Source organism: Acinetobacter sp. Li1LvA2, from assembly GCF_056156705.1.
The window spans coordinates 105,572-128,784 of sequence record NZ_JBSICF010000006.1 but is presented as its reverse complement, the minus strand read 5'-3'; the positions used below and the strand labels follow the sequence as shown (position 1 = coordinate 128,784).

Below are 23,213 nucleotides of genomic sequence, written 5' to 3'. Positions count from 1 at the left end.
CTTTTCAGTTCGGGTTGTGTTTGGAAGAAGATTTGAAATGTAAAAATTTTAAATCAAAAAATTAATGAATAATTAGTTTTCTTCTAGGGCGCTTAGCTCAGTTGGTAGAGCGTCTGCCTTACAAGCAGAATGTCGGCGGTTCGATCCCGTCAGCGCCCACCATATATGTGACCATACTTTATTTTAAAGTATTGTAGTGCAGCGGTAGTTCAGTTGGTTAGAATACCGGCCTGTCACGCCGGGGGTCGCGGGTTCGAGCCCCGTCCGCTGCGCCATTCTCTTGATTCCCTTGTCTAGAGAATGTAGAGTATAAAGATACATTCGCTATCTTTTCTCATTAAGGGCGCTTAGCTCAGTTGGTAGAGCGTCTGCCTTACAAGCAGAATGTCGGCGGTTCGATCCCGTCAGCGCCCACCATTATTTCTTTCAGAAAATTTAATTTCCTAAATTAATTCTTCCATAAATATCTTATGTTTGCATATAAAATTATTTATTATGTGATTAAGTATGGGTTCAAATTTTCTATTCTAAAAGAATAAAGTTTTACTCCTTTATGTTATTTTTCTATTGATTTCAATTTTTTAACTTTAGTACTTCTATACTTATGCCTTCGATGGGTTCCTGATCCTCATTAAATTTGTTTCATTCGAGACCAAATATAAGAATTTAATCTGTAATTTATTATCTTCAGCTTAGATCGACTTTATATTTGTACTGATTGCTAATATTTTGGCAAATAAAAAACTGCTATTTTTTGAATAGCAGTTTTTCGACTAAATTACTTTTAATATTCGTTTAGAAGCCATCCACTCGCATACGCAAAATATTCACGTAACCATGCATTATAGCGAGTAGCTAATGGGGTCTCGGCCGCTACTCCATAAACTTGGGTATAGCCCTGTTTCTTTGCAATTGCTTTTGCTCTAGGAATATGAAAATCACTTGTAACAATAGCAATTGGTTGGTTTAAGTTAATGTGCTGCTGTGCTAATAGTGGTTTACTATTTTTTAAATTAAGTTCAGTACTAGTACTTTTATCTTCAAGAATCATTCGTTCTTTTGCAATATGATACTTTTGCTGAAGATAACGAGACATAACTAATGCTTCGCTTTCTTTTTCAGAAAAGTCTAAACCGCCTGTTAAAACAACTTTTGCGTGCTGTTGTTTAAGCGCTAAAGGGGCAGCTGTATCTAAACGTTTTGCAAGAATTGTAGATGGTTGACCATTTTCGACACCGCTTCCTAAGACGATAATTGCTTTTACTGGAGGAATATTATCTGAAGTATCTTTATTTTCTTTAATAAAGTTAAAGAAATAGCCTAAGCCAATTAGCCATATCCAGAAGCATAACCACCCAAAACGCCAAAGCGTGTGTAAACGATAGTGATAGAAGAAAAAACGCTCAAAATGATAATAAAATAAAGAATAGAGGCAGAAGAACGTTCCTAGAATTAAAGGAATAATTGTACCGACATGGATTTTATTTAGGAAAATTAAAAATAATCCATCTAGAATTAAAATAGAACCAATGGTGGCTAAAAAAATACGGACCCACTTTGTGACTTGCATTGTGCTTAGAGTTGCAATTTAAATTGCAGACAGTGTATGCAAAATCATTCTGAATGCAATAAAAAAACCGAGTAAAGCATTTAAGCTGTTACTCGGTTTTTGTTTTTATTGATCTTTAATAAACATCTCGGCGGTAACGGCCTTGTTGTCTTAACTCATCTACCTGTTCTTCACCAAGAATTTCAATAAGTGCTTGATCGACTCCACTTGCCATACCATCAATACTACCGCATACATAAAGAACCGCACCGCGTTCTATCCAGCTTACTAATTCTGCTGCATTCTGACGGATTACATCCTGAACATACATACGTTTTTCTTGATCTCTTGAAAATGCTAAATCAAGGCGTTTTAACATTCCTGTTGTTTGCCATGCCTCAATAGTTGATGCATAGAAGAAATCACATGCTCTTTGACGCTCACCAAAGATTAACCAGTTTTCAGTGTAATCATGACGAGTACGTGTGTGTAGTAGGCTCATTAAGCCAGCAATACCAGTTCCATTACCAATACAAATAATAGGGCGGTTGTCATCAATAAGATGGAATGATTCATTGGTACGAATACGTAAAGCAATTTCATTATTAACTTGCGTATGTTGAGTGAGCCAACCTGAACCTAAACCCAGGTTACCAGACGCGTCATATTGTTGACGAACAACCAAACGAAGCACTTGCTGAGAAGGAATACTCGCAATCGAATACTCTCGCGTTGGTAAGTTAGGAAGCTGTTCTAATAAATGGTCAAGATTCGCAAATGGTTCAATTTCTCCAGTTAAATCTTTATTCCAAAGGGCTTTTTCGATCGGAATCTGTAAAGAATCAACTTTTGTATTTTTAAGAATATGATGCTTCTGCAAAAAGTCGTGAATACGTTCAGGGCTATTACCAGGTTGAACTTCAGCAATATCACCCGCTTGCCATAGTGCTTCGTGCTTTGCATTAAGCTCAATATTATAAGCAGGTTGACCTAAGCTATTTGGATTGAGTAGGTCACGTTGTTGCAGTACCCATGTATCAAATACTTTTTCTAAATTTACAGCATGCAAATCTAATTTAGTTGCTTTCGCGAGTGCCTGATTCCAGTTTTGAATATCCGCTAAGTTTGCATTATCAACTTCAATTGTACTAAAAAGGGCATGAGCACCATTAGTTTTAAGCCAGAGGTCTACCGCATGTCCAAAGCTACAATAAGTATCAGGATATTCTTTAGAACCTAACGCCAAAACAGCATAGTTAATGTGTTTAAGATCTAGATTTGCTTTTAAAAGCTTTTTAGCAAAGCTTGTGGCGAGATCAGGTGCATCACCAGTACCATAAGTACTGATTACAAATAAAACCTGCTCATGCTGCTCTAAATCAGACTGTGTGAGCTGTTGTACTGGTTTAACCTGAACAGGTTGATGAGCTTCTTGTAAACTTGTTGCTGTACTCCACGCAAGTTGTTCGGCTACACCTGTTTGAGTTGCATAGGTAATAAGCCAAGGTTTCGCATTTGGATCAATGTATTGTCCAGCTAAAGACTGACGAGCCGCCTGTGTTAATTTTTTCTGTTTACGGCGTTTAAGATAAAGCATCCATCCTGTAACCAAGAACAAAGGCATTGCCAGTGAAGCAAGCATTGCAACAAATTGATAAATTGGTCCAAAGAAACTACCACGATGCACTGGTAACATGCTGCTCATGATCTTTTGATTAAGCTTTTTATCTTCGTAAAGCTCCATCTTTTCGATATTACCAGTTTGATAATTATAGATGGCTTGGTTACGTGCACGCTCATGTTGCGGCGTAGCATCGACAAAGCTTAACTCAACTTTTCCATCATCTTTTTTCGGTAAGCTCAATGTTAGTGTCGAATAATCACGCCCGACCTGACTATTGAAGCCACTCCATGTTTGATTAAGTGCTGTAATGAGCTGAGTATTATCTAATTGAGGCTCTGATTTTTTATCATTATTACGGTCAGATCGTTTGCCTTGTTGCATTCCACGATTTTGAGGAGTAGCGCCATGACCTTGTGGTTTAGGTTGCTCAACGCCCATCACTTTGAACATGCCACTACGCCACCAGTCATAAGACCAATATAGACCTGTACAAGCGAAAAGAAGATAAAAAACAATGACCCATGTACCCACAACAGCATGTAGATCCCAAATAAAATTTCGGCCTTTCAACTTCGGCTTAACAGCGAGCCATTGACGAGCAGAATGCTTTTTAGGCCAGCGTAAATATAACCCACTGAGCACGAAGTAAATTAACATGAGTGCGCATGCACCAGTAATTTGTTTACCAACTTCACCAGCGGTTAAATTACGATGAATTTGTTGTATGAGTAACAACAACTTTCGCCCTTTTACATCGGGCAGCACCTGAGCATTATAAGGGTTCACCATCATATTATAGCCACGATGTTCACCTTCTTTTTCAATATTCACAACAGAAGAAGAGGTGGGGTCCTTGGCAATCGTAATGCTATTAATTTTAATTTCAGGCTGAGTTGTATTGAAATGTTGATATAGCTGAGCAGGAGTTAATTTTGGAGTGTTTTCAGCTTGAACAACATAACTATCAGAATTCACCCATTTTAAAATTTGTTGATCATAAGAATAAATTGCACCTGTTACACCCATAATGGATAAGATGAGGCCAGCAGTAATACCCAGAAACCAATGAATTTGAAATAAAATTTTTTTAAACATGGTCGAAAATGTAAATATGATGGAGATCTTGTAACGAAGTATAGCCGAAGATTGGGGAGATAATATGGATTTTGTAGATAATATTAATTTTCATTATCATTTATTTTTAGCTTATTAAAAAACCTCCCTGAGGAGGCTTTTTATAGAATAGAGAATTACAAGGTTTTTGGTTCACCTACAGATTCTTTTAAGTGAGTGCGAATCGTATTGAAAGAAAAGTTCTTAGAATCCATTCGTTTAGGTAGAATGTAAGCACCTTGCTGCTCTTGACCTTTTGGATCTTTTACTTTGAAATTGACCAAAATGAAATCAGGTGCATTGTACCATTCGTAGATATTTTTCCATCCAATTGTACCAACGCCTTCTTGATGGCCCATTTGCTGACGCATCACGATGCCATGAGGTTGTACACCTAAACGAATACCTTTGATTTCCTGTACCGGAAATTCATTCATTTTGCGTTTAACGTACCATTCTAATCCGTATTTACGACCTAGGTAGTAAAGTACTACAGCGACAATAGCAACCCAGCAAAAAACAGTAGAGTAGTTCTTAATAAAAATAAGACCTAATATAGCTAGGGCTAAAACGACACCCATAATTGCCCAAATTTTTGTGCTGATTTTATTAGTGCTGCGCCAGATAAGAAGCTGTGCATTACGTTGCTCAGCTTCTGACACATCATATGGAACAGGCTGAAGCGTATAAGCGTATAAAGTTTTCGCGGTCATAGTGCAAATAACAAATTGTAAACTGTTTTAAGTTTAGCACTAATTGGCATAAGTCAGGAAAGGATATTATGCCAATTTAATACTAAATTCCGAGGCAAATTTATAATGATGCAAGCTCACTGGCATCATTATCAAGATCATGACTTAACCGTTGTTTTAACATACTAAATCGGTTCAATACACCAAGCATGAGCGAAAGCTGTTGTAAAATAATGAGTGATTTTTGGTCGTCTTCATCATTTTGGCTTAAACGTTGACGTATCGTTTGGAGCATATTTTGTGCTGTAAGATCAGGCATTTCGTCTCTTAATAGAGCACCTTGAATATCATCAAGGGCTTGGTCTAATAGTTTAAGGACAGCTTGATCTTGAATGTTTTCTCGATGTGCCCCAAGTGCCGCGATATAACTTAAAAATGTATGGTTTAAACATAAAAATTCAAAAATATCGGATTTACGAGTCGGGTCAAAGTCTGGTTCAGTTGCTAAAGTTGAAATAAGTGAAGCAACTTCAGCATCTGTATTATGTGCAGCTCGACGTACAATTCGGTAATTTAGCGCATGATTACGGCCTTCATGATATTGTTTGACGACTTCAGCTAAATAATTACATTGCGCTTGTAGGGAGCGTCTAATATTGCGAGGCAAACGTCTGAATTTCCAGTCAGGCCAGATAAATGTCACACCAAACCAAGCTAAGGCACATCCCATTAAAGTATCAACAAATCGGGGTATAGCAGCAGCCATCGCTGAACCGTCTAGATTAAAGTTAATTAATGCCAAAATGGTAATAAAGGCAGTTGCCTGTGCATATTGCTTACTTCGTAACTCAAAAAACAGGACTCCACTTAATATCAACATGAATAGTTGTCCTTCGGTCGAAGGAATTAAGAAGATGATTGCAAGTCCAACGACAATACCAACTAATGTCCCAACAATTCGTAGGCGTAAGCGGCGTTTAGTCGCGTTAAAGTTGGGTTGGCTTACAAATAAAGCTGTAAGCATAATCCAATAACCATACTCAATATGAGTCATTTGAATAAAGACATATCCGATAAACAAAACAATCGAGACGCGAATTGCATGGCGGAAGAGTACAGATTCGGGAGTTAAATTCTGTTTTATTCGGATGACAATATCATTCCATCCTTGTAAATCATCGTCTTTTAGCTGGTTTTCAGCTTGTTTAACTTTGTCAGATTGAATGTGTTGTTCAGTTTCCAAGTTGAGTAATTGGGAGTCGATAGACTTTAAATTTTGGTATAAAGCGAAAAGAGCATTTACCCATAAAAGGTCATAATGCTGATCGCGTCTTAGCTTTTCTAATGAGAGGCGTAGGTTTTCAAAACTTTGTTTAAACCTTTTATTATGATTATAAGGTTTACGTTGCAAAATACATTCATTTAACTCTTGGCAAGCTTTACCTTGAACCGCCAAAATTCGTTGGAATCTAAATAAAATATCACTGTGTTGAAAAATTTTGGCTAATTTTTGATAGTCAATATGGGCGGAGTCAGCACGTTCATGAATATCTTGAGCAACAAAATAATAATGTAGGCTTCGCCGTGTATCTTTTTGTCCACGGTCACCTTTTAAACGAGTCAATAAAGCTGTTTTTAAGTCATTAAAAATCGTAATTAACTTACCGTTTTCTAATGACAATTCGATCATGCTTTGCTGATAGCTAGCAGGAGTCATATCTACATCAAACAAATTTGATTTTGCAAAAAGAAAATCGCCTAGGGATGCATAAGATGCAGCCAGTTTGTCTTGTAATTGTCGAACCGGAAATAATAAAAAGCTAATAGTAGCAATGAGGCCATACCATGCAGCACCTGCAACTAAAAGGGCTGGTTGAATATACCAATGATCAAAAAGGTGAACACCTAGCATGGTATAGACTGAAACAACTAAACAGCCATAAGAGATGGTTGCGTAACGACGTCCTAATGAACCGAGTAAAATCCAGCCAATACATGATGCAATTAACCCTAAAGCAAAAGCCATTGGATAGGGAAAAAGTAGTTGTACGGAAGCAGCGGTAACGAAGAACCCAATATAAGTATAAATCAGGTTCATGATTCGCACGGAAAAGCGATCATCAATATCGCTTAAACCTGCTGCGACTACACCTAAAGTGAGTGGAATGGTTGCTAATTGATAGCCTAAAAAATAAGGCACGAAAGCAGTTCCTGAAAAGGCTATCAGCATTCGCACGTTATACATAAATGTTGTGTTATAAGTCGCTCTTTTTAGGCGTTTAAACCAAGATTTCAAAGGAAGTCCTTGCTGATCAACCTGAGTGGTAAAGGATTTGTGTATTTCTACACCAATGTTGCACAAATCATACGATAGACAGTGTAAGCTTGTCTGTATGCAAATGATTGAAAAATGAAATATCGTTATGTCTGAACAAACAGCCCAGCGTCAATACTCTATTGGCTGGATTATGCTGCTCGCTTTGCTTACGGCTTTAGGGCCATTATCCATCGATATGTACTTACCTGCTTTGCCACAAATGGCTCATGATTTCGGGGTGAGTACGCAAATGGTGGCAAATACATTACCAGCTTACTTTTTTGGCTTAGCTGTTGGGCAATTGGTTTATGGTCCTCTAAGCGACCGTATTGGTAGAAAAAAACCACTTTACTTTGGCCTCGCGCTTTATGCAGTCGCAAGCTTATTTTGCGTATTGGCGACAAATGAATGGGGTTTAATTGCTGCTCGTATTTTGCAAGCTTTAGGCGGCTGTGTCGGTGTGGTAATGGCTCGTGCAGCCATACGCGATAAATTAGATGTTCAAGGCTCGGCACAAGCTTTTTCAAGCATGATGATTGTAATGGGGCTTGCACCAATTTTGGCACCGATGATCGGGGCATGGATTTTAATCTGGTTCCCTTGGCAAGCTATTTTTATTGCCCTTTCAATTGTCGGCGTCATATGTTGGTTGTGTGTACATTTCTTCTTTAAAGAGACCCTAGCAACCGATAAAAGGCTTAAGCTATCGCTCTATCAAGTAGTGACCCTCTATGGGGCTATTTTCAAAGATACGAGCTTCCGTTTACCTATGTTTGCAGGGTGTTTAACAGGAGCAGCGCTATTTTGTTATATCAGCTCAGCCCCAGCAGTTTTTATGGATCAGTACGGACTCAATCAACAAGAGTTTGCTTATGTATTTGGACTAAATGCTTTTGGCATTATGTTGATGTCATCTTTAAATAAGCATTTAACATCACGTGTTGAAATCACGAAACGGTTAAAGGCGGGTTCGCTCGTCCAAGTAACTGGAGCGATTATTGTATTTATTGCGGGTTTAATCCCAGCAGCGCCTTTATGGCTTGTTATGTTAGGGCTATTTTTAGCTATTTCAGGCATTGGTTTAACAGGACCGAATGCAATGGCGCTGGCAATGTCTAAACAGGGGGCTCGCGCAGGGACAGCGAGTGCGATCATGGGAAGTATGCAGTTCGCTTGTGGTCTTTTAGGTGGTGTATTACTTAATTTTCTTATTTGGTCTGCATCGCTTAATATGGGTGTGATGATGGTGTTATTTACACTAAGCGGTTTTATTGTCGTATTAAAAGCGACGAAACAGGTAACAATAAAGCCATTCTCATAGTTTTAAGAGAATGGCCATTTATATATTATTCGTCTAGAAAAACTGCGAAATTTTCAACTGGTTCTCTAGGGGTAATAAAGGTATTTACAATGTGGTTAGGATCAGCATGACCTAACGCAATTGCACATACAAGCTCTTCTTCATCTGATGCACCCAAGATATCTAAAACAACAGGGTGAAAATGGTTCCAAGCTGCTTGTGGGCATGTATCTAAACCACGTGCCTTAGCAGCGACCATCACGTTCTGGATCATCATTGCAATATCCATTTTAGACCCGATTCCCATTGTTTTATTTACAGTAAAGAAAAGGCCGACTGGAGCATCGAACAGTTTGAAATTACGTAACTGCTGTTCCGCCATTTTTTCTTTTTCGCCTTTTTTGATTTCGAGTAGGCCATAGAGCCCCCAACCATTTTCACGGCGGCGATCAATAAACGGCGATATCCATTTTTCAGGATAATAGGCAAAGGTTTCTTTATATTTTTCTGCAAGTTCTGGGTTTTTTGAAACTTCAATTTGTGCTGCACAAACACGCTCTACCATTTCATCACGCTTGTTGCCTGTTACTACATAGACTTTCCATGGTTGAGTATTTGTTCCAGAAGGTGCTCGACTTGCGACTTGTAATATATCTTTAATGACTTCTGACTCAATTGGAGTATTTAAAAAAGCGCGGACAGAATGTCGAGAAGTGATAGCTTCATCAACGAAACGAACTTGTTCCAGATTCATGAGTACTCCTATATCTTTTTCTTAAATATTTCATACTTTTTGAAGCTTAATTTCATGCTTTGAAAGTACTTCATTTATAAGCAAAAAATATTAGAAAAGAGATATCCTTACAGGTATGATAATTTAATTAGTTTAGACATATTGTCTGATTAATTATAATTCGAATATGCCACTTTAGATTTAAATAGACAAAATAGTGTGATTTTGTCGGTTATAAAAAATAAAAGCATAACAGGGAGTGGGTGAAAAATATTCAATTGAAATAAAGGTATAATATGTTTAAAAACAGTACAAAACGGATAGTTTTATATAAAATATGACCATTTTTTATATAAAATTTTAATGAAAAATATACACAAAACTTTAAATTTCTGCATAATACCGACTTTTTTACGCAGGTATGATTTCTCCATACTCACGTTAGGAAATAGTGGCTGCAAACAAAATCCTTTTACAAAAAGGATTTAAATGCAGAAATGGAGAAATACACGAGGTATAGGAGCTTTACATGAGTTTACCACTCATCAACAAGCAGTTCATGAAACAAGGATTGGCGATTACCATTGCAACCATGAAAATGAACGTAACTCAAGCAGCTACTGAGTCACAAAAAATACAACAGCTTAGTACAGGTCTAAACGCACTCTTCTTTGATCATGGAGAAAAGGGCGCAGATAATCGCGTTATAGCGATGGCTCGTTACAGTCTTTGAAATTTATATCCAGTTTAGACATTTGTTCAAAAGTATATGTAAATATGCTTATTGGCTTAAATCCAGATTTTGTAAAACTCGTTTAACTGATGGGAATCATTAGACGAGTTTATTTAGCGGTGGTCATTTGTTAGTCTCCAAGTTTGTAGCTGAGTCGATGCATACTGTTTTTCCGAAAGCGGAAAAATTCAGTAGTGCAATGATATTCTTTTATCTGAAGGTCGCTTTCTCTCATGCAACCTTCAAAGGCTTAGTGTTGGGCATGATGTTGCTTAAACTTGTGACGGTAATTGCTATTCAATTGACATTAAAATTTTTTTATTGAATTTACTGAAAAGTCCCGGTTTCTAGGGGCTTTTTTGTTTATTGCAGTATTTTGGCATGTGCACTTAGCACATTAGCAAGGAATGTAAGCGGACCGAGTATGAATGAACAACTCAATGCCACACTGATGTCGTGGGTACAATTTTTTAATGATCCTTTATGGGATTTTTTAGTTATTTTCTTGCTGGCTGTCGGTATTTTTTATACGGTCTTAACTGGAGCAGTGCAAATTCGCATGTTCTTGCAAAGTATCCGAGTGATGAGAAGCAGTCGTACAGAAGGCGAAGATGAGCATGGTCTTACACCTTTTCAGGCGTTTGTAACAGGTCTTGCGAGCCGTGTTGGGGTAGGTAATATTGCTGGTGTAGCAATTGCTATCGCAATTGGTGGTCCTGGTGCAGTGTTCTGGATGTGGGTGACTGCTATTCTTGGTATGAGCTCTGCTTTTATTGAGTCTACGCTTGCTCAGCTATTTAAAGTTAGAGATAGTAAGACTAAACAGTTCCGCGGTGGACCAGCCTACTATATTACTCAAGGTTTGCGCAGTAAAACCTTTGGTGTGGTCTTCGCACTTGCATTGATCTTTACCTACGGTTTTGTATTTAACTCAGTTCAAATCAACGCGATTGCTAATGCATCTTCACATGCTTGGGGTTGGGATAAAGCCAATGTTATTGCTCATTTAGGTGGCGTTGATCTAGAAATTTCATGGGTTGGTATTGCGCTTGTCGTTATGGTTGCATTGGCAATTTTTGGTGGTATTAAGCGTATCGCTAAATTTGCAGAGATGTTTGTACCTTTAAAAGCAGGTCTTTATCTATCTGTTGCTCTCTATATTGCTATCAGTAACTATGCGATTTTGCCTGATATTTTAAAGCTGATTGTGACTGAAGCTTTCAACTTTAATTCTGCAGCAGGTGGTTTCTTTGGTGCGGCAGTATCAATGGCAATGATGCAAGGGATTAAGCGTGGCTTGTTCTCTAACGAAGCTGGTATGGGTTCTGCACCAAACGCAGCAGCTGCGTCTGATGTAAAACATCCTGTAAACCAAGGTTTGGTACAAATGCTCGGTGTATTTGTAGATACTTTCATTGTATGTACAAGTACTGCAATCATTATTTTGGTTTCTGGTGTTTACCAAGATGCAGGTTTTGTCGGTGTTGAATTAACTCAACGTGCTTTAGAAACTCAAGTTGGGCATTGGGGATCGGACTTCCTTGCTGTTCTATTATTCTTGTTCTGTTATTCAGCTGTATTAGGTAACTATGCCTATGCTGAAGGTAATGTGCAGTTTATTAATAACAATCCGAAAGTCATGTTCATCTTCCGTATTTTTGTATTGGTGATGGTGTACTTCGGTGCAATTGGTAGTGTTCCACTCGTTTGGTCTATGGCTGACTTGTTTATGGGTATCATGGCAACCATTAACTTGATTGCAATCGTACTATTAACACCGATGGCACGCACATTGTTAAAAGATTACCGTGAACAATTGAAAAAAGGCATTAAAGAGCCTGAGTTTAAAATTGATAAGTATCCAGAGTTGAAGAAAAAAGTTGATTCAGATATCTGGTAAGTTACAAAAGGCCTCTTATAAATAAGGGGCCTTTTTCATAGGGGATAGATAAAATACTTGAGTCTAAATTTTAAACATGACAAATTAAATAAATTCAATACAGCTTTTAACGATACTAGCAACTAAAATTGCAATCCGAACTTAAACCTCATAGTGCGAATATAGGCCATGAAACAGCTTAAATTGTGGGTTCTCGGACTCTCTATAGTGTTGGCAGGATGCCAGACCACTACACACTTGTCCGCTGCTCTAAAACCGCAAACAACGGAAGCTTATGCTCGCTCTGTTGAACAGCCATTTGCACGAATTAAAAAACAGCAAAAGCGTCCAGTTGTTGCGCTTGTATTGGGCAGCGGTGGAGCACGAGGTTATGCTCATATCGGTGTTATTGAGGTTTTGGAACAACATGGTATTCGACCAGATTTTATTGTAGGTACTAGTGCTGGTAGTATTGTTGGAGCACTTTATGCCAGTGGTAAAAGTCCTGCTCAATTACGTGATACTGCTTTAAAAATGAAAGCTGGTGATGTGCGTGATATTAGTATCGGGCTAAAAGGTTTTTTTGATGGTAAAAAAGTAGAAAACTACGTTAACCAGCAAGTAAACAACATGCCACTCGAAAAAATGAAAATCCCAATGTATGTGGTTGCAACTGAATTAAAGCATGGCACTAAAACCGTATTTAACTATGGTAATACTGGGCAAGCCGTAAGAGCATCTGCTTCAATTCCAAGTATGTTTGTACCCACTAAAATTGGTAAATCTGAATATGTCGATGGTGGGTTAGTCAGTCCAGTACCTGTTGAAGTCGCACGAGATTTAGGTGCTGATGTGATTATTGCAGTTGATATTTTAGCTCAGCCTATTTACACAGAAACTTCGAATGTCTGGGGACTGTTTAACCAGAATATTAATATTATGCAAGGTCGTTTGGCGGCAGAAGAATTACAATATGCGGATGTTGTTATTCAACCAGATTTAAGAGAAAAAGCGCATATTTTTGATGTGAAAGGCCGTGAAGCCACCATGAAATCTGGCATCGATGCAGCCAATGCTAAACTTTCCGATATTCAGTTTGCTATCGATGAAAAAATAGCTGAACAGAATATGTCTACTGAAGGATTAAGTGCACAAACTCAATAATTTGACGTTAATTATTTGAAAATTAATTAAAAAGCCTGAATAGGGCTTTTTTTTATGAGAGTTTAAATCCTTAATTTTTGGAATAAAAATTTTTGTATATTAGGTATATGTTGGATATGCTGAAAACTCGGATGACCAATATAAAATATTGATGTCATTTTTAAAAAATAATTGATTTGTAATGTATTGAGGCTGACTAGATAAATGATACAGCAACAGGTTAAAAATGGGTTTCCAACATTAGATGATGTTCATGCTGCCGCAGAGCGTTTAGAAGGTTTAGTCGTAAAAACTCCTTTTGTTTTCTCAGAAACCATTTCTAAAACCTTAGGGGCTGAGATGTGGCTGAAATTTGAAAACTTACAATTTACAGCTTCTTTTAAAGAACGGGGTGCACTGAATAAACTGTTGTGTTTGTCTGAGCAAGAAAAGCAACATGGTGTTATTGCAGCTTCGGCAGGTAATCATGCGCAAGGCGTAGCGTATCATGCTCAACGCACAGGCGTAACAGCAACTATTGTGATGCCTAAATCTACACCTAATGTAAAAGTACAACGAGTGCGTGAATATGGGGCACGTGTCATTTTACATGGACAAGACTTTTCAGAAGCTGCTGCCGAAATGCACCGTGTTGCACAAGAAGAATCTTTAACAATTATTCATCCATTTGACGATGCAGAAATTATTGCAGGTCAGGGAACCATTGCCCTCGAAATGCTTGCAGCTGTTCCTGAACTAGACATTCTAGTTGTGCCAATTGGTGGTGGTGGTCTAATTTCTGGTATTGCGATTGCTGCTAAAGCTATCAATCCCAAAATTAAAGTGATTGGGGTGCAATCGGTTGTATATCCAAGTATGGCGAAACTTCTTTGCAATTATCAGCATGCCGTTTCAATGGGCTCTACAGTTGCAGAAGGTATTGCGGTAAAAACTCCGGGTGAGCTTACAACTCAAGTTGCTAAAGAATATGTTGATGACATTGTTGTTGTCACTGAAGACATGATTGAAGAGGCAATTGCGCTGTTACTCAATATTGAGAAAACAGTATGTGAAGGGGCAGGTGCAACAGGTATTGCCGCAATTATGTCTCGTCCTGATCTATTTTTAGGTCATAAGCTTGGTGTAGTGCTTTCTGGTGGCAATATTGATACACGCGTTATGGTCTCTGTATTGCAACGTCATTTAACGCGTACAGGGCGTATGGTTCGTATTCGTGTTGAACTACCAGATAACCCAGGTGCTTTAGCTCGTTTAACTGCAATTATTGCTGAGCAAGGCGGTAATATTTATGAATTGCGTCATGAACGCTTTGCAGCGACAAGTCGTGCTAAAGAAAGCGCTGTGAGTGTTGATGTTGAGCTTAAAAGCGCATCAGACCTAGATTTGCTGATTCAGGCAATGCAGTTGGAAGGTTATATTGTTCGTAAAGAAGAGATTTAATCTCTGATATTGCTGTGTTATAAAAGCCGTATATGGCTCTATCAAGAGTCATATACAAGGTAATTTAAATGGATTAAATTGCCAAAAAGGGATGAATTTACAAAAAAACGATCAAATCCTTCAATGAAATGGGAAAAATTGACAATTCTCTAAACTTTACCCTTCACAATTTTAAGGTTTAGGTTTTAGTATTCCTTTCATTGTAAATTTGAAGAAATATAAGGATATCCACGCTCAATGTTCAAATCATTTTTTCCATCACCACGGTATTTTTTCATATCTGCGGTTATTTGGATTGTACTAAATATGGTGCTCTGGTATTCGGGCGGAAATACATGGGGTACTTTCATTGGCTTTCATCAAGGTTACCATAGTGCTCAATTGCCGATAGGTGTCAGTCGTTTCTGGTCTCCAACTTTTTTATGGTTTTATATCTGGTTTTTAGTCTCTACTGCTCTTTTTGCTGGCTTTTGGAAAGTTATTTCTAATAATCCATGGCAGCGTTGGTCAGTTTGGGGTTCGGCATTTATTTTATTTAATATCTGGTTTAGCGTTCAGATCAGTGTTGCGATTAATGCTTGGTATGCACCTTTTTATAACCTTATTCAAACTATGTTAGATCATGGTGGCGGTGATATTAATAAACTTTATACCGGAACAGTTACATTTCTTTTAATTGCTATGGTTGGTGTGACTTTAGCTGTAATTAATTCATTTTTTGCTAGCCATTATGTATTCCGTTGGCGTACAGCAATGAACGAATACTACACAGAGCATTGGAATAAGCTGCGTCATGTAGAAGGTGCTTCACAACGTGTACAAGAAGATACCATGCGTTTCGCATCTGTTTTAGAGGATTTAGGGATAAATTTTATAAAGGCAATTATGGTATTAATTGCATTTTTACCTATTTTGTTTGAGCTTTCTAAGCAAGTTAAGGTACTTCCTCTGGTAGGAGAAATTGACCATTCATTGGTGTGGGCGGCAATAGTATGGGCTGTTTTTGGTACAGTTCTATTAATGGTGGTTGGTATTAAATTGCCTGGTCTACAATTTAATAATCAAAAAGTAGAAGCTGCTTACCGTAAAGAATTGGTTTATGGCGAAGATCATGAGGAAAGAGCACAACCAAAAACACTAAAAGAACTTTTCTCGAGTGTTAAGCTCAATTATTTTAGATTATATTTGCATTATTCTTATTTTAATCTGGTCAGTATCTGGTATCTGCAATTAGATATTTTATATAGCTTAGTTGTTTTATTCCCATCTATTGCAGCGGGTAAAATGACATTAGGCTTAATTACACAAATAAGCAATGTGTTTGATAAGGTCCGTGAATCCTTCCAATATTTAATTACTTCATGGAAAACAATTATTGAACTGCTTTCAATTTATAAGCGTTTAAAAGCTTTTGAATCGATACTACATAAATAAAAGAAAACCCGCGAAAGCGGGTTTTTTTATAAGCATTGGATTAATGAGTCGCGTTATAAAAATTGAGAATAGGGCCAACCAATGCCTGTTGCGATTTATCTAAGGTGACTTGAATCTCTTTATAGTTAAAAGTGTCTTCATCATGGTATTTAGCAATACCATGCGTTTTATTGTTCACTTGTGGAATTTGATAACTAAAAAAAGCCACTTTCTTAGAAGGATGAACAATATTGATTAGTTTTTTAGGGTCGTTATAACCACCGAATTCATTTTCAAGACTTTCTTTTAGCAGCTCAGGAAAATAAAGTGTTGCATTTGGTAGTCCACAGCCAACACAAAATGAAGAATCATAAAGTTCTATTGCTTGTTTTTGATCCGTACTCATTATTAGCGCAAAGCCAGTCCCGTTAGCACCTGCATTTGCTTGCACATCTTGCCAATTTCTTGGAACGAGTACTAAACCTGTTTCAGGTAATGCAAGAAGTTTGAGTTGTTTTGCATGTTGAGCATCGAGTTTAAAATTAAAACGGCAGCTTTTAGGTGTACAGATTTCAAAATCTTTAAGTAAACCATTCTCTGTTGGGCTTTGTGCTGTAACACCATAAAACGGGACTGTAACGCCGTTTAAAAACTTTGCCTCTCCTAGAGCGTAGAATTGATTATCTGCTTTGTGGGTGGCAGCAGAGCTATAAAATTGGGGGAAATGAGGTGTAAAGCTTTTTACTTCTGCATAGGCACTTGAAGTGATACTGACTAATATTGTGCATAATAACAAATTCAGTTTTTTCATTTTTAAAAAGTAATCATTTAAATTTTATATAAACCTAGCATATTCTTTTAAACTAGATGTTAGTCCAAAATTTTAAACTGTTTTAACTTAATAATAAAACAGACCAGCAGAGACATGAAAAATGAAAAAAATGCTTTCAATTTGCTGTTTAACGGTAATGAGTTCTTATAGTTTTGCTCAAGAAATAAAAGGTATTTCATTTTCACATCAAGAGTGGGAAATCTCGTGTAGCAATACGGGTACATGTAAAGCCGCAGGCTATCAAAATGAAGAAAATGGCGATAATCCAGCATCGCTTTTATTGGTGCGTAAAGCAGGGCCAAAACAACCTGTGCAAGCTGAATTTGCTTTATCAGCCTATGAGCAAAGCTTGCCAGCCAATCAGCTTAAAAATATTCATTTTTATATAAATGGCAAAGATTTAGGTGCTGTGACTATTGATGGTACCGATTTACCCTTGATGGGGGAATTGAATAATTCACAAGTCAACGCTGTACTACAACAGTCTAAACAAAAAACTGAAATTGTATTTAAAAATGCGCAGCATCAATGGAAAATTTCCGATGCAGGAATGACTGCTGTGTTATTAAAAATGGATGATTTTCAGAAGCGTATTGGGACTGTTGGTGCTTTAGTTAAAAAGGGGAGTGCCAATGAAGCTAAAGTACTTATGCCTGAGTCAAAACTGGTTGTTAAACATATTAAAACGACAACTAAACCTTATTTAACGCTACAGCCGAAAAGCAAGCAGTATCAAGCAATACACCGTAGCTTGATGGCAGCTAATCAGAATCCTAAAGCAGACTTTTGTGAAGGAATTTATGGCGGTAATAGTGATGGAGCTGAGCCACAAGAAATCGAGCTATATAAACTAACCAATAAGAAAGTTTTGGCGACTACGTTGTGTTGGAGAGGTGCTTATAACGAAGGGTATGGGGCATGGGTGCTCGATGAGTCTTTGACTGGTAAAGCAACGTTTGTGACAGAAACAGCTTCTGATTTCGATAGTGGTATTATTAGTAGTGCTCAAAAGGGAAGAGGCATCGGCGATTGCTGGGCAAGTGAAGAATGGGTCTGGGACGGCAAGAGTTTTGTACATACTAAGGATATGTGGACAGGGATGTGCAAAGGCTTGGCAGCAGGTGGGGTGTGGGAGCTTGATCGAATTGAAGCTATTGTAAAATAATGCATTGAATATATAAGAATAGTCTAAGGAAATAAGATTTTGAATTATAAAATTAATTTAAAAATGGTTGCTTTAGCAGCTGTATTAAGTTGTTCGGCCATATCCGTTTTTGCTGCGCCATTACAAATTTTGGAATTTAAGAAAGGGCAATTGAGTTCAACAGAGCAAAGTCAATTGTGTGAACAAATAAAAGATTTATGCCAGCAAGGCGCGCAATGGCGTAGTCTAAAAACTCCAGACCAAAATTTATGGATATTATCGAGCCGTAATGATATCGCACAGTTTAAACCTACATCTACAGGTTTTAAATTAGTCAGCAAATGGAATATTGTGACAACAGGAAGCGAAGATGACTTTCATAAACAATATATATTTCCTAAGCTTTTTCCCCTCACTCAACAGCGTTATGCAATTGCAATAATTGATCAGTTTTCTGAAATGTACTCAGGTGGTGGAGCAGGAATTGAACGGGCTAGCTTTTATGAGTTACAAGAGTCAGGTAATGAACGTTCCTTTATTAAAAATTATCCCTTTAGTTTCAATCGGATGATTCGGGCATGTTTTTCTGAGCAGGATTATGAAAGTTCTAAAGGAAATTGTCATGATGAGGATTCTTTAAGTTTGGATATTCGTCCAGTTAAACCTATGTTGTGGCAATTCCGCTATCGTTATAGTTTAAGCGTATCACCTGCCTCAGATTCAGGTGAAAAATCTTATCAGGGCACTAGAAACTTAAATATTGATTTAAATAAAGCACCAGAACAGCCCAATATTCCAGAAGCATGGAATTATGCCGGAATGGGCTAATTATTAAAGTAGTTGTTAAATTTGAAGAAATAGACGATTTACAGAGTCATAACAGGTAACACCACTAGCTCTGTGATACAAAGAACAGATTGTTTATTGGAGCTAGACCTATGTCACGTCAAGTTTATGCGATTGCCCGCCGTAAGTTTTCACATTTGAGCCGTTCAGTTTGTATGGCAGTTGCTGTCCTGGGTACAACACAAATTGCGATGGCGGGACCAACGGTTGATCAGTTAAGTGACTGTTTAGTTAAGGCTACAACGGCTTCAGACAAGACCACGGTGCTTCAATGGACATTTACGGCTTTAGCTGCCCATCCTGATTTAAAAGCATTTAGTAATGTAACGCCTGAGCAAAAGGATCAGTTAGATCAGAAACTGGCGCAGGTTTTACAACGTGTGATTGTGGAGCAATGTTCTACCCAAACTAAAGCTGTGATTCAGGCTGAAGGTGTGAAGGCAGTTGGGGAGGCTTTCCAGCAGTTAGGCCAAAGTGCTGGCGAAGATATTGTTAAAGACCCCGCGGTTAAACAGCAGTTGCAGGGCACATTGCGCTATATCGATTTAAATAAATTGGTGACAACGTTTTTAACACCAGAGATTTGGAATAAGTTGGGAATCACAAGATAAAAAATCTTTTTTTCTATTTTAGTAATAAAGCCTGCTATTTAATCAGCAGGCTTTATTTTAATTAGGATGAAGAGGTCTATTTAGAGCGTAATCTTAGCGCCTAAAACTTTTACAAATTGTGCTAACCAAGCTGGATGTGCAGGCCAAGCTGGGGCAGTCACCAAATGACCATCTGTAACTGCTTCAGTCACAGCAATATCTGCGTATTGTCCACCTGCCAATTTTACTTCGGCAGCACATGCTGGATAAGCTGAGCAGAGGCGACCTTGTAATACATCTGCCGCAGCGAGTAACTGAGCACCATGGCATACGGCTGCTATTGGTTTTTTCACCCTATCGAACTCACGTACAATTTCGACAACACGGTCATTCATGCGCAAGTACTCCGGTGCTCGGCCACCCGGAATAACGAGACCTACATAATCTTCAGTATTAATGGCATCAAAATCATAGTTAATGGCGAAGTTGTGGCCACGTTTTTCGCTATAAGTTTGTTCACCTTCAAAATCATGAATAGCAGTCGCAATATGGTCGCCGTTCTTTTTATTTGGGCAAACAGCATGGACGGTATAACCTAAACCAGTTAAGAACTGAAAAGGAACCATGGTTTCATAGTCTTCTGCATAGTCACCGACTAACATTAAAATCTTTTTAGACATGATTTATCTCTCTTTTTAAAATATAAGTTATCTAAATTCTTAATTTAAATTAGCACAGTCACTGAGTAATTCTTTAGGAAAAAAGTGCATTCTTTAGTCGAAGGGTGTTTTAGACGGATATAAAAAAGCCCCGATAAATCGAGGCTTTTGTTGAGTTGGCTAATGAAATTAACCAATCAATTTTTTCATTAATTCATTGACTTGAGCAGGGTTGGCTTTACCCTTAGAAGCTTTCATGACTTGACCAACAAGACCGTTAAAAGCTTTTTCTTTACCAGACTTGTACTCTTCAACCATTTTTTCATTGGCTGCAAGTACTTCTTTAATGATTGCTTCAATTGCACCAGTATCAGTTTCTTGCTTTAAGCCTTTTTCAGCAATGATGTCATCGGCAGATTTACCTTCCGATTCCCACATAAAGCCAAAGACTTGTTTAGCAATTTTACCGCTAATGGTGTTGTCAATAATACGTGCAATCATCCCGCCTAACTGTTCAGCAGAAACAGGTGAGTCAGCCAAATCTAGATTAGCTTTGTTTAAAGCACCTGAGAATTCGCCCATTACCCAGTTTGCCGATACTTTACCTTGTGCAGCACCGCCCGCAGCAGCCACAACAGCTTCAAAGAAGTCTGCCATTTCGCGTGAGAGCGTAAGTACATGTGCATCGTACTCAGTTACACCAAAGTCTGCGATAAAACGTGCACGGCGTGCAGCAGGGAGCTCTGGAAGTGCAGCGCGAGCAGCTTCAATTTGCTCATCTGCAATAATCACAGGTAACAAGTCTGGATCTGGGAAGTAGCGGTAATCGTTCGCTTCTTCTTTAGAACGCATTGAACGCGTTTCCATTTTGTTTGGATCGAACAAACGAGTTTCTTGGTCGATGCTTCCACCGTATTCCAAAATTTCCATTTGGCGTTCAATTTCAACATTGATCGCTTGTTCAATGAAACGGAATGAGTTGAGGTTTTTAAGCTCACAGCGCGTACCAAACGGTTGACCCGGACGACGTAAAGATACGTTACAGTCCGCACGGAATGAACCTTCAGCCATGTTACCGTCAGAAATACCTAACCAACGCACAAGGGTGTGAATTGATTTGATATATGCCACTGCTTCTTCAACTGAACGCATGTCAGGTTCAGAAACGATTTCAAGTAAAGGTGTGCCAGCACGGTTTAAGTCAATGCCAGACATGCCTTCAAATTGGTCATGAATCGATTTACCTGCATCTTCTTCAAGGTGAGCACGAGTTACGCCAATGCGTTTTGTTGTGCCATCTTCAAGTTGAATGTCGATATGACCCAAGCCAACAATTGGATTATCCATTTGGCTAATTTGATAGCCTTTTGGTGAGTCAGGGTAAAAGTAGTTTTTACGTGCAAACACAGAAGCTTGGTCAATGTAGGCATCGATACCCAAACCAAATCGAATTGCAAGATCAACTACTTTTTCATTTAAAACAGGGAGTACACCCGGCATTGCCAAGTCGACAAGGCTCGCTTGTGTATTTGGGTCTTGACCAAATTCAGTCGATGAACCTGAGAAAATTTTAGAGTTGGTCGCAAGCTGAGTGTGAATCTCGATACCAATAACGACTTCCCAACCGTCAATCAATTTCAACTTTTGAGCTTCAGCCATTATGCATTCTCCTCAGCAATTGCCGCACGTTGAGTATGGAAATCGGTGTTTTGTTGGTATTGATGAACAATCGACAACAATTGTGATTCTGACCAGTAGTTACCAATTAATTGTAAGCCTACAGGTAAGCTGTCTTTATCAAAACCAACAGGAGCATTAATCGCTGGTAAGCCTGCTAAGTTCACTGCAAGTGTATAGATATCGCCTAAATACATTTCAGTTGGACTTAAGTTTGCGCCAATTTTATAAGCAGTTGTGGGTGCAGAAGGAGCCGCAATCACGTCTACATTTTCAAATGCTTTTAAGAAGTCTTGTTGAATTAAACGACGTACTTTTTGAGCTTTCACATAGTAAGCATCGTAATAACCCGCAGAAAGCGCGTAAGTACCAATGAGGATACGGCGTTGAACTTCTGGACCAAAACCTTCTGAACGTGAACGCTTGTAAAGATCCATCAAGTCAGCTGGGTTTTCACAGCGGTAGCCGTAACGAACGCCGTCATAACGAGACAAGTTAGAAGATGCTTCTGCTGGCGCAATCAGGTAATACGTTGGTACATAGGCTTCAGTCATGTTGAGGTCAATCTCAACAAGGGTTGCGCCCATTTCTTCAAGCTTTTTCAATGATTCTTCGACACGCGCTTTTACGTCTGCATCTAATCCTGCAACGTTAAAGTACTGTTTAGGAATACCAATACGTAAGCCTTTTACAGATGTGCCATTTAAGTTCGCAACGTAGTCATCAACTTCTTTTTTAACCGAAGTCGAGTCTTTTGCATCATGACCTGCAATTACATTCATCAGGTAAGCACAGTCTTCAGCAGAGCGTGCCATTGGACCTGCTTGGTCTAAAGATGATGCGTAAGCAATGATACCGAAGCGAGATACACGACCATAGGTTGGTTTTAAGCCTGTTAAGCCACAGAAAGAAGCAGGTTGACGAATTGAGCCACCTGTATCAGTACCTGTAGCAAAAGGTGCTAAATCAGCCGCTACAGCCGCAGCAGAACCACCTGATGAGCCACCAGGAACGTGGTCAAGCGCCCATGGGTTGCTCGTTGCACCAACATATGAGCTTTCAGAAGTTGAACCCATCGCAAACTCGTCCATGTTCACTTTACCTAAAGTGACAAGACCAGCTGCTTTAGTTTTTTCAACAACAGTTGCATCGTAAGGAGAGATGAAGTTGTCTAGTATTTTTGAACCAGCAGTTGTTTTAATGCCTTTGGTACAAAAAATATCTTTGTGTGCCAGAGGAATACCCGTTAGAGCAGTTGCATTACCTGCTTTTAAAGCAGCATCGGCAGCGTCAGCTTCTAAAAGCGCTTGCTCAGGTGTAACCGTCACATAGCTTTTTACCAATGGGTCAATTTTAGCAATACGTTGCAAATAATGTTCAGTCAGTTCGCGAGATGAAAACTTCGCTTGGCTTAAGCCCTCAGCAAGTTCACGAATTGATAAGCGATGTAAATCAGTCATGAGTAAAATTTCTTTACATTCAAAATAGGGAAGATGGGTTAATTGAGT

Annotated in this window: 19 protein-coding genes and 3 tRNA genes; 13 read left to right on the top strand and 9 right to left on the bottom strand. The window is 38.5% G+C overall.

All coding sequences use genetic code 11. The features are described from left to right. The first annotated feature begins 86 nt into the window (after positions 1–86). The 3 genes from ACS604_RS13190 to ACS604_RS13180 all read left to right on the top strand — a co-directional run bounded on the left by ACS604_RS13190 (position 87) and on the right by ACS604_RS13180 (position 417). Positions 87–162: transfer RNA gene (locus tag ACS604_RS13190), tRNA-Val, on the top strand. Between the two features lie 36 nt (positions 163–198). After that, a tRNA-Asp gene (locus tag ACS604_RS13185) sits at positions 199–275 on the top strand. 66 nt (positions 276–341) lie between these two features. After that, positions 342–417, top strand: a tRNA-Val gene (locus tag ACS604_RS13180). 367 nt (positions 418–784) lie between these two features. Here the strand turns inward: ACS604_RS13180 and ACS604_RS13175 are convergent. The 4 genes from ACS604_RS13175 to yccS all read right to left on the bottom strand — a co-directional run bounded on the left by ACS604_RS13175 (position 785) and on the right by yccS (position 7,274). Next, positions 785–1,570 carry a YdcF family protein gene (locus ACS604_RS13175; RefSeq protein ID WP_174729323.1) on the bottom strand — a complete coding sequence of 262 codons (786 nt, stop codon included), beginning with the start codon at positions 1,568–1,570 and terminating at the stop codon, positions 785–787. Between the two features lie 115 nt (positions 1,571–1,685). Beyond that, positions 1,686–4,268 carry a PepSY domain-containing protein gene (locus tag ACS604_RS13170; RefSeq protein ID WP_474771936.1) on the bottom strand — a complete coding sequence of 861 codons (2,583 nt, stop codon included), beginning with the start codon at positions 4,266–4,268 and terminating at the stop codon, positions 1,686–1,688. A gap of 155 nt (positions 4,269–4,423) precedes the next feature. Beyond that, on the bottom strand, positions 4,424–4,999 hold the full coding sequence (locus tag ACS604_RS13165; RefSeq protein ID WP_004789292.1) for an SdpI family protein: 576 nt from the start codon (positions 4,997–4,999) through the stop codon (positions 4,424–4,426). Between the two features lie 100 nt (positions 5,000–5,099). Further along, positions 5,100–7,274: a YccS family putative transporter gene (gene yccS, locus ACS604_RS13160; protein WP_034596023.1), complete on the bottom strand. Its 2,175-nt coding sequence runs from the start codon at positions 7,272–7,274 to the stop codon at positions 5,100–5,102. Positions 7,275–7,401: 127 nt separating this feature from the next. Between yccS and ACS604_RS13155 the strand changes: the two genes are divergently transcribed. Next, on the top strand, positions 7,402–8,616 hold the full coding sequence (locus tag ACS604_RS13155; RefSeq protein WP_474771935.1) for a multidrug effflux MFS transporter: 1,215 nt from the start codon (positions 7,402–7,404) through the stop codon (positions 8,614–8,616). Positions 8,617–8,641: 25 nt separating this feature from the next. On the opposite strand, the gene ACS604_RS13150 is transcribed toward ACS604_RS13155, so the two are convergent. Further along, positions 8,642–9,349 (bottom strand): nitroreductase, encoded by a 708-nt coding sequence (locus tag ACS604_RS13150; protein WP_004789299.1) that lies wholly within the window; start codon positions 9,347–9,349, stop codon positions 8,642–8,644. 508 nt (positions 9,350–9,857) lie between these two features. Here ACS604_RS13150 and ACS604_RS13145 point away from each other — a divergent pair. The 6 genes from ACS604_RS13145 (at position 9,858) to sbmA (ending at position 15,978) form a co-directional block, all read left to right on the top strand. Next, positions 9,858–10,061, top strand: a complete 204-nt coding sequence (locus tag ACS604_RS13145; protein ID WP_004789301.1) for a hypothetical protein — start codon at positions 9,858–9,860, stop codon at positions 10,059–10,061. Between the two features lie 157 nt (positions 10,062–10,218). Then, on the top strand, positions 10,219–10,386 hold the full coding sequence (locus ACS604_RS13140; protein ID WP_151823308.1) for a hypothetical protein: 168 nt from the start codon (positions 10,219–10,221) through the stop codon (positions 10,384–10,386). A gap of 99 nt (positions 10,387–10,485) precedes the next feature. Then, the gene (locus tag ACS604_RS13135; protein ID WP_151964350.1) at positions 10,486–11,961 is read left to right on the top strand and encodes an alanine/glycine:cation symporter family protein; all 1,476 of its coding nucleotides are present in this window, start codon (positions 10,486–10,488) and stop codon (positions 11,959–11,961) included. Between the two features lie 168 nt (positions 11,962–12,129). After that, the gene (locus ACS604_RS13130) at positions 12,130–13,104 is read left to right on the top strand and encodes a patatin-like phospholipase family protein (protein WP_004789304.1); all 975 of its coding nucleotides are present in this window, start codon (positions 12,130–12,132) and stop codon (positions 13,102–13,104) included. A gap of 204 nt (positions 13,105–13,308) precedes the next feature. Beyond that, a complete protein-coding gene (locus ACS604_RS13125) occupies positions 13,309–14,544 on the top strand; it encodes a threonine ammonia-lyase (protein WP_474771934.1) in 1,236 nt (411 codons plus the stop codon). Between the two features lie 237 nt (positions 14,545–14,781). Further along, positions 14,782–15,978: a peptide antibiotic transporter SbmA gene (sbmA, locus tag ACS604_RS13120; protein WP_474771933.1), complete on the top strand. Its 1,197-nt coding sequence runs from the start codon at positions 14,782–14,784 to the stop codon at positions 15,976–15,978. A 40-nt stretch (positions 15,979–16,018) separates the two neighbouring features. On the opposite strand, the gene ACS604_RS13115 is transcribed toward sbmA, so the two are convergent. Continuing rightward, positions 16,019–16,768: a DUF4850 domain-containing protein gene (locus ACS604_RS13115; protein ID WP_474771932.1), complete on the bottom strand. Its 750-nt coding sequence runs from the start codon at positions 16,766–16,768 to the stop codon at positions 16,019–16,021. Positions 16,769–16,889: 121 nt separating this feature from the next. Here ACS604_RS13115 and ACS604_RS13110 point away from each other — a divergent pair, with 121 nt between their 5' ends. From ACS604_RS13110 to ACS604_RS13100, 3 genes are all read left to right on the top strand, one after another. Continuing rightward, positions 16,890–17,954, top strand: a complete 1,065-nt coding sequence (locus ACS604_RS13110) for a DUF1176 domain-containing protein (protein ID WP_474771931.1) — start codon at positions 16,890–16,892, stop codon at positions 17,952–17,954. Between the two features lie 63 nt (positions 17,955–18,017). Next, entirely contained in the window at positions 18,018–18,761 is a 744-nt protein-coding gene (locus tag ACS604_RS13105; RefSeq protein ID WP_474771992.1) for a hypothetical protein, read from the top strand. A gap of 110 nt (positions 18,762–18,871) precedes the next feature. Further along, complete coding sequence (locus tag ACS604_RS13100) at positions 18,872–19,390, top strand: hypothetical protein (protein ID WP_004789310.1); 519 nt, start codon at positions 18,872–18,874, stop codon at positions 19,388–19,390. Between the two features lie 80 nt (positions 19,391–19,470). On the opposite strand, the gene ACS604_RS13095 is transcribed toward ACS604_RS13100, so the two are convergent. The 3 genes from ACS604_RS13095 to gatA form a co-directional block, all read right to left on the bottom strand. After that, positions 19,471–20,049, bottom strand: a complete 579-nt coding sequence (locus tag ACS604_RS13095; protein WP_474771930.1) for a DJ-1/PfpI family protein — start codon at positions 20,047–20,049, stop codon at positions 19,471–19,473. 168 nt (positions 20,050–20,217) lie between these two features. Next, the gene (gene gatB, locus ACS604_RS13090) at positions 20,218–21,687 is read right to left on the bottom strand and encodes an Asp-tRNA(Asn)/Glu-tRNA(Gln) amidotransferase subunit GatB (RefSeq protein WP_474771929.1); all 1,470 of its coding nucleotides are present in this window, start codon (positions 21,685–21,687) and stop codon (positions 20,218–20,220) included. After that, positions 21,687–23,165, bottom strand: a complete 1,479-nt coding sequence (gatA, locus tag ACS604_RS13085) for an Asp-tRNA(Asn)/Glu-tRNA(Gln) amidotransferase subunit GatA (RefSeq protein ID WP_224972432.1) — start codon at positions 23,163–23,165, stop codon at positions 21,687–21,689. The genes gatB and gatA overlap by 1 nt, the downstream gene beginning before the upstream one ends. Positions 23,166–23,213: the final 48 nt, after the last annotated feature.